The following is a 23033-nucleotide window of genomic DNA, read 5'->3' as shown; positions in this document are numbered from 1 at the left end:
GTTGGCGTCGCCGCGTTGCGTTTGTTTTGGCCGAACGGCTATTCCGCCGCCGTCCGGATATCGATCTTCTCGGCGCGGACCGCGCAGAACTTGAATTCCGGAATCTTGCCGAACGGATCGAGCGCCGGGTTGGTCAGCAGGTTGGCGGCCGCCTCCGCGTAGCAGAACGGCATGAAGACCATGTTCTCGGGCACGTCGCGGTCGGCGCGTACCTTGACCTCGACCGCGCCGCGGCGCGTCTCGAGGCGGATGAAGTCGCCGGGCGCGAGCCCCTTCTTGCGCATGTCCTTCGGTGTCATGAACGCGACCGCCTCGGGCTCGATCTGGTCGAGCACCTGCGCGCGGCGCGTCATCGAACCGGTGTGCCAGTGCTCGAGCACGCGGCCGGTCGACAGCACCATCGGGTACTCGTCGTCGGGCAATTCATCCGGCGGGATCACCTTGGCCGGCACGATCTTGCCGCGGCCGCTCTCGGTCGGGAAGCCGGTCGTGAAGATGATCTCATTGCCCGGCTTGTCGGGATCGTCGACCGGATAGGTCACGGCGCCCTCGCGGACCAGCCGCTCCCAGGTGATGTTCTTCAGCGACGGCATCAGCTGCGCCATCTCGGTGAAGACCTCGCCCGGCCCCGCATAGTTCCAGGGCAGTCCCATGCGCTTGGCGATTTCCTGGATGATCCAGAGATCCTGCCTTGCATCGCCCGGCGGCTTGATCACCTCGCGCGCCAGCTGGACGCGGCGGTCCGTGTTGGTGAACGAGCCGGACTTTTCGGCGAACGCCGAGGCTGGCAGGATGACGTCGGCGTGGAACGCCGTCTCGGTGACGAACAGATCCTGCACGACGAGATGATCGAGCTTGGCCAGCGCCTGGCGCGCGTGCTGCAGATCCGGATCGGACATCGCGGGATTTTCGCCCTCGACATACATGCCGTGGATTTCGCCGGCGTGGATCGCGTTCATGATCTCGACGACGGTCAGCCCGCGCACCGGATCGAGCTCCTGCCCCCACAGTTTCTCGAAGGCGCCGCGCATGTCATCGCGGCCGACCGGCTGATAGTCCGGCAGGAACATCGGGATCAGGCCGGCGTCGGAAGCGCCCTGCACGTTGTTCTGGCCGCGCAGCGGATGCAGCCCGGTGCCGGGACGGCCGACCTGGCCGGTGATCAGGGCGAGCGCGATCAGGCAGCGCGCATTGTCGGTGCCGTGGACATGCTGGCTGATGCCCATGCCCCAGAAGATGATCGACGATTTGGCGCGGGCATAGGCACGCGCCACCTCGCGCAGCGTCTCGGCGGGAATGCCGCAGATCGGCGACATGCGCTCCGGCGTGAACTCCTGGATCTTCGCCTTCAGCTCGTCATAGCCCTCGGTATAGCCGGCGATGTACTGCTCGTCGGTCAGGCCTTCGGTGATGATCGTGTGGATCATCGCGTTCAGCATCGCGACGTCGCTGCCCGGCTTGAAGGCGAGGTGCTGCGTGGCGTGGCGCGACAGCGCCTGGCGGCGCGGGTCCATCACGTACAGCTTGGCGCCGCGCTTGGCCGCGTTCTTGATGAAGGTCGCGGCGACCGGATGGTTCACCGTCGGATTGGCGCCGATCACCCAGATCACCTCGGCGTCGGCCGCGGCCGAGAACGGCGCCGACACCGCGCCGGAGCTCAGTCCCTCGAACAACGCCGCCACCGACGAGGCGTGACACAGCCGCGTGCAGTGATCGACATTGTTGGAGCCGAAGCCGGTGCGGACCAGCTTCTGGAACAGGTAGGCTTCCTCGTTCGAGCCCTTGGCCGAACCGAACCCGGCGAGCGCCTTGGCGCCCTTCTCGTCGCGGATTTTCTCCAAGCCGGCCGCGGCAAAATCGAGCGCCTCTTCCCAGGATGCTTCGCGGAAATGGGTGTAGGGATTTGCGGGGTCGACCTGGTCGTTGGCATCCTTCTTCACGCCCGGCAGCCGCACCAGCGGCTTGGTCAGCCGGTTCGGATGATGGATGTAGTCGAAGCCGAAGCGGCCCTTGACGCAGAGCCGGTTGTGATTGGCGGGACCGTCACGTCCCTCCGCGTAGATCACCTTCTCGTCCTTGACCTCGTAGGTGACCTGGCAGCCGACGCCGCAATACGGGCACAGCGAGTCCACCTTGCGGTCGGGCCAGGTGACGCGCGTCTGCTTGTCGTCGAGCATCACCGCCGGCATCAGGGCCCCGGTCGGACACGCCTGGACGCATTCGCCGCAGGCGACGCAAGTTGATTCGCCCATCGGATCGTCGAAGTCGAATACGATTTTCGAGCCGTGATTGCGATAAGCCATGCCGATCACGTCGTTGACCTGCACCTCGCGGCACGCCCGCACGCAGAGGCCGCACTGGATGCAGGCATCGAGATTGACGCGCATCGCCGGGTGGCTGGTGTCGGCGTGCCAACGCTCGGTGGCGGGGAAGCGGCTTTCGGTGACGCCGGTCTTCTCGGCCCAGTGCCAGAATTTCGAGTCCGGATCGTGCGAGGTCTCGCGCGCCGGCTGATCGGCGACGAGCAGCTCCATCACCATCTTCTGCGCCGCGACGGCGCGCTGGCTCGCCGACTTCACCTTCATGCCGACCGAAGGCGTCCGCTTGCAGGACGCCGCCAGCACGCGCTCGCCTTCGATCTCGACCATGCAGGCGCGGCAATTGCCGTCCGGCCGGTAGTCCGGCGCGGGCGAATAGCAGAGATGCGGGATCTCGGTGCCCTGGCGCTTGGCGACCTGCCAGATGGTTTCGCCAGCCCGCGCCTCGACCTGGTGGCCGTCGAGCTCGAACTGGATCGTCGGGCCGGAGTTGTGATCGTTGCTCATTCAAAATCCTCGTCGAAGTTCGCCCTGCCCGGCCCGCCTATTCGGCGGCTTGCTGCGGACGAAACCCGTCCGGAAAATATTTGATCACGGATGCCAGCGGATTGGAGGCCGCTTGCCCGAGGCCACAGATCGACGCATCGCGCATCGCCTGGCTCAATTGGTCGAGCAGCTCCTTGTTCCAGACCGGCTGCTGCATCAAGAGCACGGCCTTCTCGGTTCCGGCGCGGCAGGGCGTGCATTGCCCGCAGCTCTCGTCCTCGAAGAACTTCATCAGATTGAGCGCGGCATCCCTGACGTCATCGGCCTGCGAGAGCACGACGACCGCGGCCGAGCCGATGAAGCAACCGTATTTTTCCAGCGTACCGAAATCGAGCGGGATGTCCTCCATCGAGGCCGGCAGGATGCCGCCGGACGCACCGCCCGGCAGATAGGCCTGCAAGGTGTGGCCGTCGGCCATGCCGCCGCAATACTCGTCGATCAACTGGCGCAGGGTGATGCCGGCGGGCGCGAGCTTGACGCCGGGATCCTTGACGCGTCCCGACACCGAAAAGCTGCGCAGGCCGTGGCGCTCGTTGCGGCCGTGGCTCTTCCACCAGTCGGCGCCCTTCTCGACGATGTCGCGCACCCACCACAACGTCTCGATGTTGTTGATCAGCGTCGGCAGGCCGAACAGCCCGACCTGGAACGGATATGGCGGCTTGTGCCGCGGCAGGCCGCGCTTGCCCTCGATCGATTCCAGCAGCGAGGATTCCTCGCCGCAGATATAGGCGCCGGCGCCGCGCCGCAGATGCAGCACGGGACCACCTGGCGGAAGCTTTGCGATCTCGCGCGCGAGGATCTCGCGGCACGCCGGGTACTCGTCGCGGATGTAGATGTAGACTTCGGGCGCCTCGACCACGAGGGCCCCGATCAGCATGCCCTCGAGGAAACGATGCGGATCGGTCTCGATATAGTAGCGGTCCTTGAACGTGCCGGGCTCGCCTTCGTCGCCGTTCACCGCCATCAGCCGCGGACCGGGCTCGCCGAGCACGGCGCGCCATTTGCGGCCGGTCGGGAAACCGGCACCGCCGAGACCGCGCAGCGAGGCATCGTCGAGCGCCTTCAGCAGGTCGTCCCGCGGCAGCTCGCCCGCGCGCAGCCGCGTCAGCAGTTTGTATCCGCCGTCGGCGACATAAGCGTCGTAATCGACGTAGGGCGGGAGATGCACATGGGTGTCGCCGCTCTTCGCCGCAGCGAGCACGTTGCTGACGGTCGCATGGTCGACGAAGTTGTGGCCGACCTCCGCAGTGGGTGCGGTGTCGCATCGGCCGACGCACGGCGCCCGCACGACGCGGATGCCCGGGCCGGCGCGATTCTGGAGATCCTTCAAAAGCTGCTCACCGCCGAGCATCGCGCAGGTGAGCGAATCGCAGACACGCACGGTGAGCGGCGCGATGTCAGGCTCGCCTTCCTTCACGATGTCGAAATGCGCATAGAAGGTCGCGGTTTCGAACACTTCGGCGAATGACAGCTTCATCTCGTCCGCGAGCGCGGCAAGATGCGCCGCCGAGATCTGATGGTATTTGTCCTGGATCAGATGGAGATATTCGATCAGCAGGTCGCGACGCCGCGGCCGGTCCGCGAGCAGCGCCTCGATCTCATGAGCGGCCGCGGGATCGACCTGGCGTCCCTTGGGCGTGGCTTTCGCCCGCTTCCTGCCGGCTCCGGGATGCTCGAACGCGCGGACCTTGTGAACGTCGTCTCCACTCATGAAACCTCGCCTTGGAACCCGGCTTTGCGCAAGTTGCGCCGGTTCAACCCAACTCTATTCTCTGGCATGCCACAGGCAAGCACATTTAGAACGCCTCTAGCAGCGTCGGGTTGCCGCGCAGGCCGTTGTTAATGTTTGCCTATCGGTCGATCTGATTTTTCAATCGCGCGAGCATCCGGCTCGGGCGATCTCGACCGCGTCTGTGGCCTCAGAGCAGGTCGGCGTAGCCGAGAAAGCCGACCGCATCGCCCGGCTCGACCCGCACGATGGACTCGCCGAGCTCGATCAGCCCGTCCGTCTCGATCAGCGACGACAGCAGGCCGGCCCCTTCGCGGGGAAACTTGGTCGCCTCCAGCGCGCCGTCCGCCGCCCGGCGCAGCGAGGCGCGGACATATTCGCGGCGGCCGCTCTTCTTCTTGTAGCTGAAGGCGGCCCGGACCGGCATCGGCAGCAGGGCAGACGGCACCGCGCCCGACAGCGCCTGCACCGTCGGCCGCACCACATGGACGAAGGTGACGAAACTCGCCACCGGATTGCCCGGCAGACCGATCAGCGGCGTGCCGTCGATGATTCCCATCGCCACCGGACGGCCCGGCTTGATCGCCATCCGCCACAGCACCAGCGAGCCGGCCTGTTCGATACCGGCCTTGACGTGGTCCTCTTCGCCGGTCGAGACGCCGCCCGTGGTCAGGATCAGGTCGTAGCGTCGCGCGACCTGCTTGAGCGCGGCAGCAAGTTCGGCGCGTTCGTCGCGCAGGATGCCGAGATCGCCGACCTCGCAGCCGAGCCGCCGCAACATCGCCATCAGCATGAAGCGGTTGGAATCGAACAATTGAGCTTCAGCACGCGGGCTCCCCGGCGCGGCCAGCTCGTCGCCGGTGGAGAACACCCCGACGCGCAGGCGCCGCACCACATCGAGCGTGGTGAGCCCGAAGGCCGCGGCAACGGCGATGTCCTGCGGACGCAGCCGCCGGCCCGCCGCCAGTGCGACGTGGCCGCGCGCAATGTCCTCGCCGGCAGGACGCACATTGGCGCCGGCCTTCAGGCCTGACGGCAGGATCACGTTGCCCGCATCGTCGATCCGCACGTCTTCCTGCATGAACACGGTGTCGGTGCCCTCAGGCATCGGCGCACCGGTGAATATCCGCACCGCCTGGCCGCGCCGCGCGGGCTGTGCCGGCGCTCCCGCCTGCACGCGCCCAACGATGGGAAACGCACGCTCGCCGCTCGCCGGCAGGTCCGTGCCGGACAGCGCATAGCCGTCGACGGCGGAATTCATGAACGGCGGTAGCGGCAGGGGCGCCGCCACGTCGCGGCCGAGGATGCGCCCGTCGGCGTCCACCAGGGTAACGGCTTCCGTCTCGCCGACAGGCTTGACGCGCGAGGCGATGATCGAGACGGCCTCGTCGACCGACATCATCGGTCCGCCGAACGCGAAGCAGTCGTCGGAAAGCTGCGCCATGATGTCCTCAGTCCTCGGCCATCGACAGTATTTGTTCGATCCACATCGCGAACTGCGGCGTTATCCTCGAAGCCGGACCATCCGTGACGAATCCCTGGCAGTTCCGGCGAAGCGGCGGAGAGTGGCCAGTCCGTCTCCGATCGTGCTTATATCCCCTGCTTCGCTGCCATGTGAACCCATTGGGACGCCGACCGTGACCGAGAAGACCACCGCTCCCATTATTGTTCCGGACCCGGACGATCCGCGACTGACGGAGCGCGTCACAGGCGTCGATCAGACCGGCGCGTCGACCGAGATCAGGGTACCGGTCGAGCGGCCGCTGACGCTGTACCTCAACGCGCAGGAGATCGTCACGATGATGACGATCAACGACTATCCCGAATACCTCGCGCTCGGCTACCTCTTGAACCAGAACATGCTCAAATACGACGACGTCGTCACCGAGGTCGAATATGACGACGATCTCCAGGTGGTGGTGGTCCGCACGGCGCACCACACCAATTTCGAGGCGAAGCTGAAGAAGCGTACGCAGACCTCGGGCTGCGCGCAGGGAACGGCATTCGGCGATCTGCTCGAAGCCGTCGAGAAGGTCGCGCTGCCGAAGGCCGAACTGCGGACCTCCTGGCTCTACCGGATGACGCACACCATCAACACGATGCCGTCGCTCTATCTGGAAGCGGGCGCCATTCACGGCTGCGTGCTGTGCAAGGAGAGCACCCCGGTCTGCTACACCGAGGATGTCGGCCGGCACAACGCCGTCGACAAGATTGCAGGCTGGATCTATCGCCACAATGTCGATCCGGCCGACAAGATCCTCTACACCACGGGGCGGTTGACCTCCGAGATGGTGATCAAGACGGTGCGGATGGGCATCCCGATCCTGGTCTCCCGCTCCGGTTTCACCGCCTGGGGCGTCGATCTGGCGCGGCAGGTCGGATTGACGCTGGTCGGGCGCGCGCGCGGCAAGCGCTTCATCGCGCTGTCCGGCCAGGAGCGGATCGTCTACGACCAGAACCTCGACTATGTCGAAGAGGAATCGATGCGGCACAAGCGCAAGGGAGAGGCCGACAATGACTGACATCCCGGGCGTGCTGCTGGCCGGCGGCCTCGCGCGGCGGATGGGCGGCGGCGACAAGCCGATGCGCAAGATCGCCGGCCGAACCATTCTGCAACGGGTGATCGACCGTCTCGCCCCACAATGCAGCGGGCTGATCATCAACGCCAATGGCGACCCCGCGCGCTTCGCCGCCTTCGGCCTTCCCGTCGTCGCCGACGATGTCGCGGATTATCCGGGCCCCCTCGCCGGCATCCTCGCCGCGCTGGACTGGACCGCGGCCAACCGGCCGGATGCGAAATGGGTGCTGAGCGCGGCAGGCGACTGTCCGTTTCTGCCGCGCGATCTTGTCGCACGCCTGGAGCAGGCGCGCACCACAGAGAATGCCGAGCTCGCGGTCGCTTCATCCGGTGGGCAGACGCATCCGGTCATCGGTCTCTGGAGCGTGCGTCTGCGGAACGAATTGCGCCACGCGCTCGTCGAGGAGGACGTGCGCAAGATCGATCGCTGGACCGCGCGCTATCCGCTGGCAACGGTCGAGTGGCCGACCGAGCCGCTGGATCCGTTCTTCAATGCCAACACCGTTGAAGACATCGCGGAAGCCGATCGCCTCGCCGCACTCGACGGCGGATGAGACGCGCGCCTGCGCTTGCGTCCGGAACGAACATCCCCGGCTGCGAGCACGCACGCAGCTAAAGCCTGATGAGATTAGGTTGAGCTGGAACGGCGTCGAAAGTTCACCTCTCCCTTGGGAGAGGTCGATTTGCGCAGCAAATCGGGTGAGGGGTTACGGTCTATCGAGGAGCAAGAGCCCTCACCCGGATTGCTTCGCAATCCGACCTCTCCCCGACGGGGAGAGGTGAACCGAGACCGCACCAAGCCGATTCAACCAAAACTCATCCCGCTTTAGTGTCCCGAATCCGAAGTTCGTATCATTCGCCGCACCTTCGGAGCGAACGTCGGATTCGATAAGGACACTAGCAAACTTATGATTCTAGTGTGCTTTATGAATGCGACGTTCGTGAAAGCGGCTACCGCGAAATCGCACGAACTTCGGATTCGGCACACTAGCCGAGCTGCCCGCCGGCCCGCCCTCTCCGATCCGTTTCCACGGCGCGCAGATAGTCGAGCATCAGGCGACCGGTTCCGGAAAGATGCGCGGCATCGCGGACCACGATCTTCAGCTCGCGCCGCCCCCAATCGTCACGCAGCGGGATGGCGCGAAGCCCCATGCCGGCGCCAACGACCGCGAAGGCGCGATCGGGGATCAGGCCGAGCCCCATATTGGCCTGCACCATGCGGCAAACCGCATCGAAGCCGGGCACATTGATGCGCAGCCGCATCGTCTTGCCGGCTTGCGACGCCGCATATTGCGAGCGCAGATAGATCGAGCTCGCGGTGTGCAGGCCGATATGGTCGAAATCGAGCGTCTCGGTGAACAACAGTTTCTCGCGGCCGGCCAGCGGATGGTCGCCCCGCATCACCACCACCAGATTGTCGTAGCGATAATGGAAGGCTTCGAGCGCGCGGCTGTCGGCCTCGGCCGAGCAGATGCCGATCTCGGCGGCGCCGTCCTCGATACCGCGGATCACCTGCCCGCTCGGCCGCTCCTGCAGATCGACGCGAAGCAGCTCATGCGCCGCGAAGAAGGCGGAGAGGTCCTCCGGCAAATACTGCACGATCGCCGAGAGGTTGGCGAGCATGCGGACATAGCCGCGCACGCCTTGCGAATATTCCGACAGCTCGACCGCGATCTTCTCGACATTGAGCAGCGTGACCCGGGCGTGATGCAGCAGCGCCTCGCCGGCCGGCGTCAGCGCCATGCCCTTGGCGAGCCGCTTGAACAGCGTGACGCCGAACGTCAGCTCGAAATCGTTCATCCGCTTCGACACCGCGGAGGCCGCAATCCCCTCGCGCTGCGCGGCGCGAGTGAGATTCTGCTCGTCGCAGACGGCGACGAACAGGCGGAGCGTGGTGAGGTCCACCCGCCGCGTCAGCGCGGTCTCCGCCCGCGTGGCGGCGCGCGGGATGTCGACGTCGATGGAGGCAAGCGGCATGGGCGGCGTCCCCGGGGAAAGAACGCAGCGTAGCGCTGGAGATGGCGCTGAAGATTCCAAAGCGGTGCGGGATGCGGCGGATTATTGGGAAATGATTCCAAGAATTGAACAAAAAGACGAATTCGAATCCAATGCGCGAAACGCAGGGCAGGTCGCGAAGCGTAACCCGCTGTCTTCGGTCTGCGCGACAGGCGGCGGGTCACGGATGCGCCTAACTCGCCCTGCGAACTATCGAGCCTCTCCCTGCGCATGAAGCGCCAGGCGCGCCGCTTCCAACGCGCCGATGATGCGATCCAACTCCTCTGCTCCGAATACGACCTCGATATCTCCGTTCTTTCGCAGCGAGACGGCCAGTCCGACTGCGGCTCCGGTCACGCGGACAAGCACAACCCCCTCGTCTCCGGAGTCTTTGTCGACAAAGCTGATCGGAGGAACGTTCACGATGCACTCCATGCGGTTCGAGGCAGAACTGTACGGCGGTTAGCGAAACGTAACCCGCCGTCTTCGGTGCGCGCAACAAGTGGCGGGTTTACGGCTGCGCCTAACCCGCCCTACCGACTGCACACAATCTCTCACCGTCACCCTGAGGAGCGCGGAACGCGCGTCTCGAAGGGCTACGGCCCGGCTCTTGCCGCGAGGCGATTGTTGCGCGCTGAAGCAGCGGGGACCGATTCATCCTTCGAGACGCCGCTTCGCGGCTCCTCAGGATGACGGGTCTGAATGTGCGCGTTCAAAACAAAAACGCGGCGCCGGGGCGCCGCGTTTTACGAATGCGTTGATCGAGCGAACCGTCAGCCCACGACCTTGGCGGCCGGGACGTCGCGCTGGCGCTTCATCACGATCTTGTTCAGCGCGCCGAGATAGGCCTTGGCGGAGGCGACCAGCGTGTCCGGATCGGCGGCGCGCGCGGTCATCGAGCGGCCTTCGTGGGCGAGACGCACCGAGACTTCGGCCTGCGCGTCGGTGCCTTCGGTCACCGCGTGGACCTGATAGAGCTCCAGCTTGGCCTCATGCGGCACCAGGCGCTTGATGCAGTTGAAGACGGCGTCGACCGGGCCGTTGCCCTCGGCTTCCTCGATCTTGATCTGGCCGTCGACATCGAGCTTCATGGTCGCGCGCTGCGGGCCATGGGTGCCGGCGATCACGGTCAGCGAGGTCAGCTTGATGCGGTCGTGGGCGGCGGCCATCTCCTGATCGACCAGCGCCTCGATGTCCTCGTCGTAGATGTCCTTCTTGCGGTCGGCCAGCGCCTTCATCCGCGTAAAGGCATCCTCCAGCTGGTTGGCGCCGAGCTTGTAGCCCATCTCCTCCAGCTTGTGGATGAAGGCGTGGCGGCCGGAATGCTTGCCGAGCACCAGCGAGGACTGCTTCAGGCCGACCATCTCGGGCCGCATGATCTCGTAGGTCGAGGCGTCCTTCAGCACGCCGTCCTGATGGATGCCGCTCTCATGGGCGAACGCGTTACGGCCGACGATCGCCTTGTTGTACTGCACCGGGAACGAGGTGGCCGCCGACACGACTTTCGAGGCGCGGGTCAGCTGCGTGGTGTCGATCTTGTTCCAGTACGGAAACTTGTCGTTCCGCACGTTGATCGCCATCACGATCTCTTCCAGCGCGGCATTGCCGGCGCGCTCGCCGATGCCGTTGACGGTGCACTCGACCTGCCGCGCGCCGCCGACGATGCCGGCCAGCGAGTTCGCCACCGCCATACCGAGGTCGTTGTGGCAATGCACCGAGAAGATCGCCTTGTCGGAGTTCGGCACCCGTTCGATCAAGGTCCGCATGAAGTGGGTGTATTCCTCCGGCACCGTGTAGCCGACGGTGTCGGGGATGTTCACCGTGGTGGCGCCGGCCTTGATCACGGCTTCAACGATCCGGCACAGATAATCCATCTCGCTGCGGGTTCCGTCCTCGGCCGACCATTCGACGTCGTCGATCTGGTTGCGGGCGCGGGCGACCATCGCGACCGAGGTCTCGATGACCTCCTCGGGGGTCTTGTTCAACTTCACCCGCATGTGCAGCGGCGAGGTCGCGATCACGGTGTGGACGCGGCCGCGGCGGGCGAACTTCACGGCTTCGGCGCAGCGGTCGATGTCGGCCGGATGGGCGCGGGAGAGCCCCGCGATGACCGAGTTCTTGGAGCGGCGGGCGATCTCGCTGACCGCCTGGAAGTCGCCCTCCGAGGTGATCGGGAAGCCGGCCTCGATGACGTCGACGCCCATATCGTCCAGCAACTCGGCGACCTCGAGCTTCTCCTCGAAGGTCATGGTGGCGCCGGGGCACTGCTCGCCGTCGCGCAGGGTGGTGTCGAAAATGATGACGCGGTCCTTCTCGGACTTGTTCACGGTGGCCATGTCAGAAATTCCTTTAAGCTTTGCGCCCGTCATGTTGCTCCTTGAGCAATTGCTTGGGCGATATCAGGGTCCGGTGATCTCGTACAAACCCCTGAGTGCCCAGGCGCAAACGCCCAGCCGGCCCTCAGGGGCAGGTAAGAAGCAGGCCGCCAATAAGCAGGGTGGGCGCCGCGGCCGGGATCGTGGCGGTAGCCTGGGCCACCTCCCCTGAAATCCCATCGATTTGGCCGCGAATCAGCATTGCCAGACCCTGTTGAGCGCCGAAATCCTCGGTCAAAACCCTTGACGGTTGGTTGCCGGGAGCGCTTGGACGCCGTCGTTCTAGACGATTATGGCAAGCCGCCGCAATGGGTAAAGATGGTCAGTGGGGTTGACCTTATCGTACCGCATGGCTCCGCCCCGTCCCTGTCCTCTCACCTCCGCCCGCGCGAGGACGCGCGCAGGCTCGACGGCGAGCGGCCGTAGAGGTCGGCGAAAGCGGCGTTGAAACGGCGGACGCTGCCGAAGCCGGCACGGAAGGCGATCTCGGTCATCGCGTCATCCGTGGTGTCGATCAGGCGCTTGGCGCGCTGGACGCGGCGGGTGGTCGCGACCTGCTGCGGGCTGGCGCCGACGTGGCGCTCGAACAGCCGCCCGAGATGGCGGGAGGTGATGCCGAGCCGGTCGGCCAAAGCGGCAACCGAGCCGCGCTCGAGCGCGCCGCCGTCGATCAGCTTCAGCGCGCGCGCAACCGTAGAGCGGGTGCCGTTCCACGCCGGACAGAACGGCGCGGTTTCGGGACGGCAGCGCAAGCACGGCCGATAGCCCGCCGCTTCGGCCGCGGCGGCCGTCGGGTAGTAGGTGACGTTGCGCGGCAGCGGATGCTTCACCGGACAGACCGGGCGGCAATAGATCCGGGTGGTCTTCACCGCGGTGAAGAAGCGGCCGTCATAGCGCGCGTCGCGCCGCAGCCGCGCAGCGTTGCAGACCTCGAAGCTGAGCATGTCCGCACACTAGCGCATCACGCGATCGGGGAAAGTGGCGGGCAGTGATGAGGTCCGATTCCGGCCAGCAGGTCTCGCCACGCTGACCTAGATCGTGCCGATCGATCACCCCTGGAGACATCGCATGACGAGCCCAACCAACAAGGAAATCGTCCTCAACGCCTGGCAGACGTTCAGGACCCGCGACACCGACCTGATTGCTGCCGTGTTCGCACCGGATGCCGAATGGATCGCGCCGGCCCGCAACGCCACCGCGGTCGCGCTCGATCACACCGATCACATGATTGGCGCGGAGGCGATCGCCCGCTTCATCGCAACCGAGATGCATCGCCTGTTCACCGAGATCGACATCGCGTTCCGCGCCGTTCATGCCGACGGCGACAGCGTGATCGTCGAGGAGCGCATGCGCGCAACGCTGCCGGACGGCCGGCGCTACGACAATGACTACTGCTTCGTGTTCGTGGTCGAGGCAGGCCGCATCAAGCAGGTTCGGGAATACATGGATACCCGCAAGGGCTGGCAGATGGTGTTTGGAGAAGCCGCGGCGTGAGTGGCGCGAGGCCTACGTTTAGACTCTAGCACCACTTCGCCTACCTCTCGTGAGGGACGCACCAACGAAAGGGTTCCCTCCCCCTTGTGGCCCCCCGCAAGGGGGGAGGGAGCCGAAGAGAGTGCTCGCCTCACGTGACCCCCTGTCGCTCCTCACATGGACAATCGATGCCGGGACAAACCCGGCATGGCACGCTCGCAGCGAAACCTTTCCTACACCATGACTCCGTGCATGGCCTCGGCGACAACCGCGGCGCGTGCGCGGCTGGGTAAATCAATCTTTGCTCAACTGGTTGCATCTAGTCTGCCGGCGTTTTGGTGACGATTTTGATGGTTAAGGAGATATCGGGATCATGCCCGCGACGAACGTGGCCGAAGGGCCCAATCAGCGCCAAGCCGGCTTCAATCTCTTCCTCGTCGGATTCCTGATCCTGTTTCTCGAGCTGGCCTGCATCCGCTGGTTCTCGGCCAAGGTCGTGTTCCTGCAATTCTTCACCAATATCGTGCTGCTGGCGGCCTTTCTCGGCATGTCGTGCGGCTGCCTTGCCGCGCGGCGGACGACCAACTGGCTTGCGCTGTTTCCGGGGCTCGCCCTCGTGACCTTCGCTGCCGTGGTCACGATCATGATGCTGTATTCCAACTGGGGCCAGTTCGCGGTCGACGTCGGCCATCAGGCATCGCCGCAGGAAGTGTTTTTCGGCACCGAGTATCGCAACCCGGATCTCGCCAAGTTCGTCGTGCCGATCGAGGCGATCGCCGGGCTGTTCTTCGTGCTGATCGCGCTGATGTTCGTGGGCCTCGGCCAGACGCTCGGCCGCGCCTTCGACGCCTACCCCAACCGCGTCGCCGGCTATTCGCTGAATATCGGCGGCAGCCTCGCGGGCATCGTCGGGTTCTCGCTGCTGTCGTTCGCCCAGGCGCCGCCGGTGGTCTGGTTCGGGGTCAGCTGCGCCGGCATCGTCTACCTGCTCTACCAGGACAAGGCGCTGTCGATCCTGCGCCTTGCGACGATCATCATCGTGGTGGGATTTACCGCCTTCTACACCGATCGTTCCGGCAGCCACGACATCCGCTGGTCGCCCTATTACGCCGTCGACCTCAACAAATCGAACGGCGTGATCACCGTCAACAGCATCGGCCATCAGGAAATGATGCCGTTCAGCGAACGCGGCTCGTCCTATTCGCTGATCCACCTGCTGCAGAAGCACAGCGGCGGCGCGCCGTTCAAGGACGTCATGATCATCGGCGCCGGCTCCGGCAACGACCTGGCGCACGCCTTGCGCTTCGGCGTCGAGCGCATCGATGCGGTCGAGATCGATCCGGTGATCCAGGCCATCGGCATCCAAAACCATCCCGACAAGCCCTATCAGGATCCGAGGGTGGTGCCGCATCTCGACGACGGCCGGCATTTCCTGCGCACCACCGAGCGCAAGTACGATCTGGTCGTGTATGCGCTCGTCGACTCGCTGATCCTGCACAGCGGCTACGCCAATATCCGCCTCGAAAGCTATCTGTTCACCGAACAGGCGTTCCAGGACGTCCGCCGCGTGCTGAAGCAGGACGGCGTCTTCGTGATGTACAACTACTATCGCCAGGGCTGGATCGTGCAGCGCGTCGCCGAGATGGCGAAGCAGGTGTTCGGCTGCGATCCGCTGGTGCTGCCGCTGCCCTACAAGGAAACGCTGACCTCGTCCGAAGCGGTCGGCTTCACCACCATCATCGCGGGCTGCAATCCGCGCATCTCCACCGCGTTCCGCGACCGCGGCCAGTTCTGGCTGAACAGCATTCCGCCGGAGAACCTGGCGGTCGACGGCTTCGAGAAGCCACAGGACAAGGCTGCCGTCCAGCACGGCGATTGGGTGCCGCTGGCGCCGGCGAAGCTGGTGGTCGACAATGAAGGCGCCAGGCAATCGACCAGCGACGACTGGCCGTTCCTCTATGTCAGCGGCAGGCTGATCCCCGACCTGACCGTTCGCTCGATGATCCTGCTCGGCGTGCTCGGGCTTGGCCTCGTCTACCTGTTCAAGCCGAAGGGCGCCTGGCGGCCCAATAACCGGATGTTCTTCCTCGGCGCGGCCTTCATGCTGCTCGAGACCAAGGCGGTGGTGCAGATGGCGCTGCTGTTCGGCAGCACCTGGCTGGTCAACTCGGCGGTGTTCTTCACCGCGCTGCTGTTGATCCTCGCCGCCAATCTGTACGTGATCAAGGTACCGTCGATCCGGCTGGTGCGACACTATGCCGGGCTGCTGGCGCTGCTGGCGGTCTCGGTGCTGGTGCCGCTGGACACGTTCCTGAGCGGCGGCATCGTCTGGCGCTACGCGATCCCGTGCGCGCTGGCGCTCGGCCCGATGTTCTTCGCCGGCGTGATCTTCGCCCGCTCGTTCCGCGACGAAGCCAATCCCGATCAGGCGTTCGGATCCAACATCGCGGGATCGGTCATCGGCGGCCTCGCCGAATCGTGCTCGACCCTGCTCGGCTTCCGCTATCTCCTGATCGTCGCGATCGGCTTCTATCTGCTGTCCGCCTGGATGCCCTCGCGCAAGGGATAGCGATCGCGCGGCGCGAACGGCAGACGGCGCGCGCTACTTCTTGGCGGGCGCCTTCTTCTCGGCCGCAGCGCCCTTGCCTTCGGCTTCCAGCGCCGCGCGGACGCGCTTGAATTCGCTGAGGTCCGCCTTGTCGACCTCGGGGAATTTCAGCTCGAGCCGGTCGAGTGCATTGACGATGGTCGAGCCGATCACGACGCGGGCGAACCATTTGTGGTCGGCCGGCACGATGTGCCAGGGCGCCTCCCCGGTCGCGGTGTGGTGGATCATGTCCTGATAGGCCGCCTGGTACTTGGCCCACAGCGCGCGCTCGGTGACGTCGGCCATCGAGAACTTCCAGTTCTTGGCCGGCTCCTCGAGCCGGTCGAGGAAGCGGCGGCGCTGCTCCTCCTTGGAAACGTTGAGGAAGAATTTCAGGATCACGGTGCCGTTGCGCGACAGATAGCGCTCGATCGCGGCAATGTCCTCGAAGCGCTGGCGCCAGATATCCTTGGTCACCAGCTTCTTCGGCAGCTTCTGCTTGCCGAGCACCTCCGGATGCACCCGCACGATCAGGCACTCCTCGTAATAGGAGCGGTTGAAGATGCCGATGTGGCCGCGCTCCGGCAGCGCGATCATGGCCCGCCACATGTAGTCGTGGTCGAGCTCTTTCGTCGAGGGCTGCTTGAAGGAGGAGACCTCGCAACCCTGCGGATTGACGCCCTCGAACACGCTCTTGATCGCACTGTCCTTGCCGGCGGCGTCCATGCCCTGGAAGATCAGCAGCAGCGACCAGCGGTCCTGGGCGTAGAGCTTCTCCTGGAAGTCGTTCAGCCGCGTGCGGTTGGCTTCGATGATCTTGCCGCCGGCGTCCTTGTCGATGCCGCCCTTCTCGGCGGTCGGATACGACTTGAGGTGAAATTCGCCTGCTCCGCCGAAGCGGAACGGTGCGACGAAGGGCTTCAGTTCATCGGCGAGCGATGGGGACGGTTTGTTGTTCATGGCCTCTCGACGGCTTGCGTGGCGATTTGATCCGGTCGATCAGGCTACCAAGAATGCCCTTGGGCAGGAAGATGATGAAAAGCACCAGCAGCACACCATAGACCAGGTTGTCCCAGCCGACCGCCTTGGTGCCGAACGAAATGCGCAGCACCTCGGCCAGCACGATGGTGATGACGGCGCCGACCGTCGGCCCCAGCGCCACATAGACGCCGCCGACGATCGCCGCGAACACCATCTGCAGCGAGACCGCGATGCCGCTCACCGTGTCCGGCGAGATGAACATCTGGTACTGGCAGTAGAGCGCACCGGCGAGCGCGGTCATCAGCGCGCTGATCAGGGTGATCTTGAGCTTCTCGGCGGTGACGTTGACGCCGGCGGCTGCGGCCGCATCCTCATCCTCCGAGATCGCCTCCATGGCGTGGCGGATCATGCTGCGGTCGATCGCCCGCCAGATCACGAGACCTGCGACCCAGACCGCGAGCGCAATCAGGTACCAGGTGATCTTGTCGTCGAATTGCAGTGCGAGCAGCCCCTTGCCGCTCGACGCCCGCTGCGGCGTGTAGCCGAGCGAGCCGCCGGTATAGTCGCGGGTCGCGGTGATGACCTGCAGCACGATGCCGGACAGCGCCAGGGTCACCAGCACGAAATAATGCCCGGTGATGCGGAAGCGGAAGCAGGGATAGGCGACGACGAGTGCGAGCACGCCCGCGGTCGCCATGCTCAGCGGGATGCCGATCCAGGGCGAGACGCCGAGGTGATTCCACAGCAGCGCGGTGACATAGGCGCCGATGCCCATGAAGCCGCCATGGCCGAGCGAGACCAGGCCGAAGCGGCCCATGATCGACCACGAGGTGTAGGCGAACGACCAGATCAGGATCAGCACCAGCACGTGCAGGTGATAGGGGTCGCGGTGCACGAACGGCAGCACGACGAGTGCAAGCAGCGCGATGATCCAGCCGGCGGCCTGTCTGTTCACGAGCGCCTCGCGAGCAGGCCCGCGGGCCGGATGAACATCATGACGATGAAGAAGGCGAAGGCCAGCACGTAGCCCCATTCGAGATCGGAGAACAGGCCGCCGAGCGAGATGATCTCGGCGAACACGAAGGCGGCGATGAAGCCGCCGATGAAATTGCCGAGCCCCCCGAGCACGCAGATCAGGAAGGTGATCGGCCCGAACGACAGCCCGACGAACGGATGCACGTCATATTGCAGCACCAGGAGGCAGGCGGCGAGCCCGGCCAGCCCGCCGCCGATCGCCGAGGTGACGAGATAGATGCGCTTGGGGTCGACGCCCATCAGCGGCATGATCTGGCGGTCCTGCGCGATGGCGCGGATCGCGGTGCCGGTGAAGGTGCGGGTCAGGAACAGATAGACGCCGATCATGCCGACCAGCGCCGCGCCGAACGACAATAGTCGCGCGTAGCTGAAATTCATCTCGCCGAGCGCCAGCACCGGCAGGCGGATGCCGAGATTGCGGAAGTCGATGCCGAAGGCAACGGTGGCAAAACTCTGCAGGATGAACAGCACGCCGCCGGTGGCGAGCAGCTGGTTGATCGGCGGCGCCGTCAACAGCGGCGCGATGACCAGGAAATGCAGCGCGGCACCGAGCAGCGCCACCAAGAGGATGACGAGCGGCGCGGCGGCCCAGTACGGCAAATGAAAAACCTGCACGAGATAGTACATGCCGTACATGCCGATCATCACCAGCTCGGCGTAGCAGATCCAGGTGACGTCGATGACACCGAAGATCAAATTGAGCCCGAGCGCCAAGAGCGCCAGCACGCCGCCGAGCAGGATGCCGTTGATCACGGCCTCCAGCAGGTAGATGTCGAAGATGTCGAGGAAGGATTGCATGGTGGCCCTGCCTTAGACCGAGGCGTCGGCTAGCTGAAATAGCTCGACCGTCATCCTGAGGTGCGAGCGGAGCGAGCCTCGAAGGATGAATCGGCCACTAGCGGGGCCGTCGATCCTTCGAGACGCGCGCAAGTGCGCGCTCCTCAGGATAACGGAACGATGTATGAGCGTGCCTGCGATATCTGCGATCATCATCCCCTAGACCCCGAGATACGCCTGCTTGATGGTGTCGCTGGCCGCGAGCTCCGCCGCTGACCCGGCGGCGCGGATGCTGCCGGCTTCCAGGAGATAGGCGCGGTCGACCACGCGCAGCACCTGCTGCACGTTCTGCTCGACGATCAGCACGGTCAGCCCGCTGGCGCGGATGCGCTTGACGAGCTCGAACACCTGCTGCACCACGACCGGCGCGAGCCCGGCCGAGGGCTCATCGAGCAGCAGCAGTTTCGGGTTCGACATCAGCGCGCGGCCGATCGCGCACATCTGCTGCTCGCCGCCCGACATGGTGCCGGCCATCTGGTGGCGACGCTCCTTCATGCGCGGGAACAGCTCGAACACGAAATCGAGCCGCTCGGCGTAATGCGCGCGCGCCCCGGGCATGTAGGCGCCCATCTTCAGATTGTCGTCGACGGTGAGCCGCGGAAACAGCCGGCGGTTCTCCGGCACATGTGCAATCCCGAGGCTGACGATGCGATGCGCCGGGGTCTTGACGACGTCGGCCCCCTCCATCGATATCTTGCCGTTACTCGGCCGGATCAGGCCGGAGATCACGCGCATCAGGGTGGTCTTGCCGGCGCCGTTCGGGCCGATCACGCCGACCGCCTCGCCCGCCTTGACGTCGAGGCTGACGTCGAACAGCGCCTGGAAGCTGCCATAGCCCGCGTCGATCGATCGGAGCTCCAGCATGCCGGTTACGCCCCGATCCGGCGGCGCGCCTGCTCGGCGACGGCGGCAGCCAAGCTCGCGTCCGCATCGGTGCCGAGATAGACCTCGATCACTTTTGCATCGCCGGCGACATCGGCCGGCAGGCCCTCGGCGATCTTCTCGCCGTGATCCAGCACCATCACGCGATCGACCACCCGCATCAAGACACCCATGATGTGCTCGACCCATATGATGGTGACGCCGAGCTCGTCGCGGATCCGGCGCAGCATGTCGGCGGCCTGGTCCATCTCGGTTTCGTCGAGTCCGCCGAGGCTTTCATCGGCCAACAACAATTTCGGACCGGTGGCAAGCGCCTTGGCGAGTTCAAGCTTCTTCAACCCGGCGGCGCCCAAGCCTTCGACGCTGGCCTGGCGATCGGTCGGCAGGCCGACCATCGCCAGCGCGCGCTCGGCCGCTTCCTCGGCCTTGCTGCGGCTGTGCCGGCCCTGGCCGTAGAAGCCGGCGAGCACGACATTCTCGAAAATGCTCAGCCGATGAAACGGCCGCGGGATCTGGAAGGTGCGGCCGATGCCGCCGACGATGATCCGGTGCGGGGCGAGACCTGCGATCTCCCGGCCGTCGAACAGGATCGAGCCCTCGGTTGGCGGCAGCGTGCCCGAGAGCATGTTGAAGATCGTGCTCTTGCCCGAGCCGTTCGGGCCGATCAGGCCGAGGATCTCGCCCTGCTCGACGCGGAACGACACGTTGTTGACGGCGCGAAAGCCGCCAAACCGCTTGACCAGGCCTTCGACGGCGAGCACGGCGTCCCTTTCGCGAGCGAGCTATTTGTAGCTGTAGGTGGTGCCGGCCGGCAGCGGCAGCACGGTCTCGCGCTGCATCTGGCTCTTCGGCCACACCACATAGGATTTGTCGTCGATATATTGCAGCACCACCGGGAATGAGCGCGCGTTCTGCCCGGCGTACTGCTCACCCTCGCCGTAGAACTTCACGCCGTAACCGAGCATGGTGCCGCCCTCGGGAATGTCGGTGTCGAGCGCCGCCTTGCGCAACGCATCCGGATCGACGCCGCCATACTTCTTGATCGCGCGCGGCAGCACGTCGTCGAGGAACACGTAGGCGTTGGCTGCGCCGATGCCGACATGGGCGGAGCGGATCGGCACGCCCGGCTTCAGCCGATCGAACTCCTCACCGACCATCTTGATGACCGGCGGCAGCTTGGCATCCATGCCGTTCTGGTTGGCGAGCCAGATCGAGATCGGGTCGGTGTTGAAGAGATAGTTGGCGTCGGCGCCGAGACCTTCCTTCAGCTTCTCGTAGACACCGTAGCCGGCGCCGTGACCGACGATGGCGCCGAACTTCAGCCCCTGCTCGCGCGCCTGGCGGAACAAGAGCGTAATGTCCGGATTGTAGCCGGTGTGGAAGATCACGTCGGGCTTGGCGCGTTTCAGCTTGGTGACGAGCGCCGAGAGGTCCGGCGCGGTCGCCGAATAGCCTTCCTTGAGCACGACGTTGAAGCCGGCTTTCTTCGCACCGGCCTCGTTGCCCTTGGCGACGTCGACGCCATAGGCGCCGTCCTCATGGATGATGGCAACGCGGAGGTCCTTCGGCTCCTTGCCGAACTTGGACATCGAGTATTGCGCGATGAAGTCGGTCGTCATCATGCCGTACTGGTTGCCGGCGGCTTGCGGGCGGAACACGTATCTGTAGTTCTTGCCGTCGAACACGCCCGAGGAGATGCAGGTCGTGATCCACATGAACTTCTTCATCTGGTCGACCCGGGCCGCCACCGGCACGCATTGCGCCGAGGAGAAGAAGCCCATCACCATATCGACCTTCTCCTGCTCCAGCAGGCGGACGGCCTCGTTGATGGCGATGTCGGGCTTGCTCTGCGCGTCGGCATAGACCGCCTCGACCTTGTACCCCTCGACGCCGGTCTTGGCGTAATGGTCGAGCATGATCTTGACGCCGGTATATTGCAGCTCGGAGCCGCCGCCGGCCAGCGGCCCGGTCAAATCGAAGATCACGCCAATCTTGATCTTCTTGTCCTGCGCCTGCGCGGCACCAGCCACGCCCAGCGCCGCAAGCGCGACAGACAGACCCGCGAGCCAGCGGGCGGCCCTCCTGACCGGCATGAATCCCTCCCCAGAGATTGTGCACTGCATTTTTGTTTTCGTGCCGCCCCATCACAGAGGGAGCTGCCGATGATGTCAAGCACGATGGCTGCGTCGCCACGGCGCAGGCTTGCGCAAAGTTTCGGCGGAACGGTGCGGACGACCTTTCAGACCGGAGAACTACGGAAGGCAGCCTCGTTATTTCTGACTTATCCTGAGGCCAGCGAAGTAATTGTCATTGGAGGCGACACATGACTCACATGCTTTGCAGAACGAGACTCATCTCGTGGTTCGGTGCGTGCGTGCTTGGATTGGGAGCGTGGCTTGCCGCTTCGTCGGCTGCCGTGGCGCAGAATTCACCCTCCGCGGAGGCCAGGCTGAAGGAGTTGAACATCACGCTGCCGCCCGTGCCTGTTCCCGTCGCCAACTACGTCGATGCGGTCCGGGTCGGCAATCTGCTCTTCCTTGCGGGAAACACGCCGGCTGCCGACTGGAAGTACAAGGGCAAGGTGGGCAAGGACCTCACCGTGCAGGAAGGCTACGACACGGCCCGCCAGGTCGGCCTGATCATGTTGGCGAAGGTACGCGTCGCACTTGGGAGCCTCGATCGCGTCAAGCGCGTGGTCAAGGTCTTCGGGATGGTCAATTCGGCCGACGGCTTTGGTGACCAGCCGAAAGTCGTGAACGGCTTCTCCGATTTGATGGTGCAGGTCTTCGGCGAGGCGGCGGGCAAACACGCGCGATCTGCTGTCGGGATGGCAGGCCTTCCATTCAACAACGCTGTGGAGGTCGAGATGATCGTTGAAGTGGCCGAATGACCAGCCGCTTCGAGTCAGAAGCCGTCGACAGCCGGTCCTAGCCACGACGCTCCCCTTCAGAAGCGCCAGTCCGTGGTCTACGCCGGCAGCTGCGTCTCGATGAACGCGGTGACGAAGCGCGGCATTGCGGCGGTGAGATCGGCGCGACTGCGGACCAGATGGATGCCGACGAGTTCGGGATTTTTCTGGCGCGCCAGATTGGACTCGATCCGCGCACGCAGCGCGTCAGCGGACATGTCGACGCGCAGGATCTGCATCATTGCGAGCGCAACGCCGGTGTAGATGCAGTGCCAATCGGCATCCGCGCGGCAATCTGCTGCGGTAAGCCCGGTTTCCTCCTCGAGCTCCCGCATCACACTGCCGGCGATATCGACGCTCTCGCCGCTGATGTCGTCGAGATCTGGCGTGCCGGAGGGGAAATAGATGCGGCCGGCGTTCGCCGTCCGCTCGCCCATCACCCCGCACACGAAGGCGCCGTCGCTCGAGAGCAGCGCGCCCATGCCGAAGCCGTTGAAGATCTCCTTGTCCGGAAAACCCCAGTCGCGCCAGGCGAGGAAGCTTGCGAAATCGGTCTCGAAATAGCTCGCGCTGAGCCGCTCGCCGGCAAACACCGGATCGCGCCCGAGCAGGACGCGGCCGTTCCACAGGTTCGGGTTGAGCCGCTGCTGCTCGGCGAAATGCGCGTCGATCTCGCCGCGCCGCTCGTCCGCGAACGGCCAGGGACGCCGCTGCAGCGCCAGGTCGAGCGCGGTGACGCGACAAATCAGCGGAGACTGCATGTCACTCACCGCAAACTCATTTCGGTAT

The 23033-nt window shown here is 65.0% G+C and carries 19 protein-coding genes; 5 read left to right on the top strand and 14 right to left on the bottom strand.

Translation table 11 applies throughout. The features are described from left to right. Positions 1–38: 38 nt before the first annotated feature. The 3 genes from fdhF to glp form a co-directional block, all read right to left on the bottom strand. Positions 39–2825 carry a formate dehydrogenase subunit alpha gene (fdhF, locus tag ACE10Z_RS13670; RefSeq protein WP_375788374.1) on the bottom strand — a complete coding sequence of 929 codons (2787 nt, stop codon included), beginning with the start codon at positions 2823–2825 and terminating at the stop codon, positions 39–41. A 37-nt stretch (positions 2826–2862) separates the two neighbouring features. Further along, positions 2863–4575 (bottom strand): NAD(P)H-dependent oxidoreductase subunit E, encoded by a 1713-nt coding sequence (locus ACE10Z_RS13665; protein ID WP_375788373.1) that lies wholly within the window; start codon positions 4573–4575, stop codon positions 2863–2865. Between the two features lie 208 nt (positions 4576–4783). After that, positions 4784–6037, bottom strand: coding sequence for a gephyrin-like molybdotransferase Glp (gene glp, locus ACE10Z_RS13660; protein WP_375788372.1), 1254 nt, complete (start codon positions 6035–6037; stop codon positions 4784–4786). Positions 6038–6230: 193 nt separating this feature from the next. Here glp and ACE10Z_RS13655 point away from each other — a divergent pair, with 193 nt between their 5' ends. Continuing rightward, positions 6231–7115, top strand: a complete 885-nt coding sequence (locus ACE10Z_RS13655; protein ID WP_375788371.1) for a formate dehydrogenase accessory sulfurtransferase FdhD — start codon at positions 6231–6233, stop codon at positions 7113–7115. Next, a complete protein-coding gene (mobA, locus tag ACE10Z_RS13650; protein WP_375788370.1) occupies positions 7108–7725 on the top strand; it encodes a molybdenum cofactor guanylyltransferase MobA in 618 nt (205 codons plus the stop codon). Before ACE10Z_RS13655 ends, mobA begins: the two co-directional genes overlap by 8 nt. Positions 7726–8158: 433 nt before the next feature. Here the strand turns inward: mobA and ACE10Z_RS13645 are convergent, their stop codons facing one another. From ACE10Z_RS13645 to ACE10Z_RS13630, 4 genes are all read right to left on the bottom strand, one after another. Beyond that, on the bottom strand, positions 8159–9148 hold the full coding sequence (locus ACE10Z_RS13645) for a LysR substrate-binding domain-containing protein (RefSeq protein WP_375788369.1): 990 nt from the start codon (positions 9146–9148) through the stop codon (positions 8159–8161). Between the two features lie 228 nt (positions 9149–9376). After that, positions 9377–9589: a hypothetical protein gene (locus ACE10Z_RS13640; RefSeq protein WP_375788368.1), complete on the bottom strand. Its 213-nt coding sequence runs from the start codon at positions 9587–9589 to the stop codon at positions 9377–9379. A 350-nt stretch (positions 9590–9939) separates the two neighbouring features. Then, positions 9940–11502 (bottom strand): 2-isopropylmalate synthase, encoded by a 1563-nt coding sequence (locus ACE10Z_RS13635; protein WP_375788367.1) that lies wholly within the window; start codon positions 11500–11502, stop codon positions 9940–9942. Between the two features lie 413 nt (positions 11503–11915). Then, entirely contained in the window at positions 11916–12485 is a 570-nt protein-coding gene (locus ACE10Z_RS13630) for a bifunctional transcriptional activator/DNA repair enzyme AdaA (RefSeq protein WP_279706917.1), read from the bottom strand. A 124-nt stretch (positions 12486–12609) separates the two neighbouring features. Here ACE10Z_RS13630 and ACE10Z_RS13625 point away from each other — a divergent pair, with 124 nt between their 5' ends. Both ACE10Z_RS13625 and ACE10Z_RS13620 read left to right on the top strand, forming a co-directional pair. Next, positions 12610–13035 carry a nuclear transport factor 2 family protein gene (locus tag ACE10Z_RS13625; RefSeq protein ID WP_375788366.1) on the top strand — a complete coding sequence of 142 codons (426 nt, stop codon included), beginning with the start codon at positions 12610–12612 and terminating at the stop codon, positions 13033–13035. 352 nt (positions 13036–13387) lie between these two features. Then, positions 13388–15583, top strand: a complete 2196-nt coding sequence (locus ACE10Z_RS13620) for a spermidine synthase (RefSeq protein ID WP_375788365.1) — start codon at positions 13388–13390, stop codon at positions 15581–15583. Between the two features lie 33 nt (positions 15584–15616). On the opposite strand, the gene ACE10Z_RS13615 is transcribed toward ACE10Z_RS13620, so the two are convergent. The 6 genes from ACE10Z_RS13615 to ACE10Z_RS13590 form a co-directional block, all read right to left on the bottom strand. Beyond that, positions 15617–16561 carry a polyphosphate kinase 2 family protein gene (locus ACE10Z_RS13615; protein ID WP_375788364.1) on the bottom strand — a complete coding sequence of 315 codons (945 nt, stop codon included), beginning with the start codon at positions 16559–16561 and terminating at the stop codon, positions 15617–15619. Next, positions 16527–17537: a branched-chain amino acid ABC transporter permease gene (locus tag ACE10Z_RS13610; RefSeq protein WP_375788363.1), complete on the bottom strand. Its 1011-nt coding sequence runs from the start codon at positions 17535–17537 to the stop codon at positions 16527–16529. The genes ACE10Z_RS13615 and ACE10Z_RS13610 overlap by 35 nt, the downstream gene beginning before the upstream one ends. Then, positions 17534–18415 carry a branched-chain amino acid ABC transporter permease gene (locus ACE10Z_RS13605; RefSeq protein WP_342727726.1) on the bottom strand — a complete coding sequence of 294 codons (882 nt, stop codon included), beginning with the start codon at positions 18413–18415 and terminating at the stop codon, positions 17534–17536. The genes ACE10Z_RS13610 and ACE10Z_RS13605 overlap by 4 nt, the downstream gene beginning before the upstream one ends. A 198-nt stretch (positions 18416–18613) precedes the next feature. Continuing rightward, positions 18614–19318 (bottom strand): ABC transporter ATP-binding protein, encoded by a 705-nt coding sequence (locus ACE10Z_RS13600; RefSeq protein WP_375788362.1) that lies wholly within the window; start codon positions 19316–19318, stop codon positions 18614–18616. 5 nt (positions 19319–19323) lie between these two features. Then, on the bottom strand, positions 19324–20097 hold the full coding sequence (locus ACE10Z_RS13595) for an ABC transporter ATP-binding protein (protein WP_375788361.1): 774 nt from the start codon (positions 20095–20097) through the stop codon (positions 19324–19326). Between the two features lie 21 nt (positions 20098–20118). Further along, the gene (locus ACE10Z_RS13590) at positions 20119–21429 is read right to left on the bottom strand and encodes an ABC transporter substrate-binding protein (protein ID WP_375788360.1); all 1311 of its coding nucleotides are present in this window, start codon (positions 21427–21429) and stop codon (positions 20119–20121) included. Positions 21430–21794: 365 nt separating this feature from the next. On the opposite strand from ACE10Z_RS13590, the gene ACE10Z_RS13585 reads away from it, so the two are divergent. Then, a complete protein-coding gene (locus ACE10Z_RS13585) occupies positions 21795–22226 on the top strand; it encodes a RidA family protein (protein ID WP_375788359.1) in 432 nt (143 codons plus the stop codon). Positions 22227–22303: 77 nt separating this feature from the next. Here the strand turns inward: ACE10Z_RS13585 and ACE10Z_RS13580 are convergent, their stop codons facing one another. Next, a complete protein-coding gene (locus ACE10Z_RS13580; protein WP_375788358.1) occupies positions 22304–23005 on the bottom strand; it encodes an NUDIX hydrolase in 702 nt (233 codons plus the stop codon). Positions 23006–23033: the final 28 nt, after the last annotated feature.

The organism is Bradyrhizobium sp. Pha-3 (assembly GCF_042258615.1).
Lineage (GTDB): Bacteria > Pseudomonadota > Alphaproteobacteria > Rhizobiales > Xanthobacteraceae > Bradyrhizobium.
The sequence above is the reverse complement of the archived record's forward strand: the minus strand, read 5'-3'. Positions and strand labels throughout refer to the sequence as shown.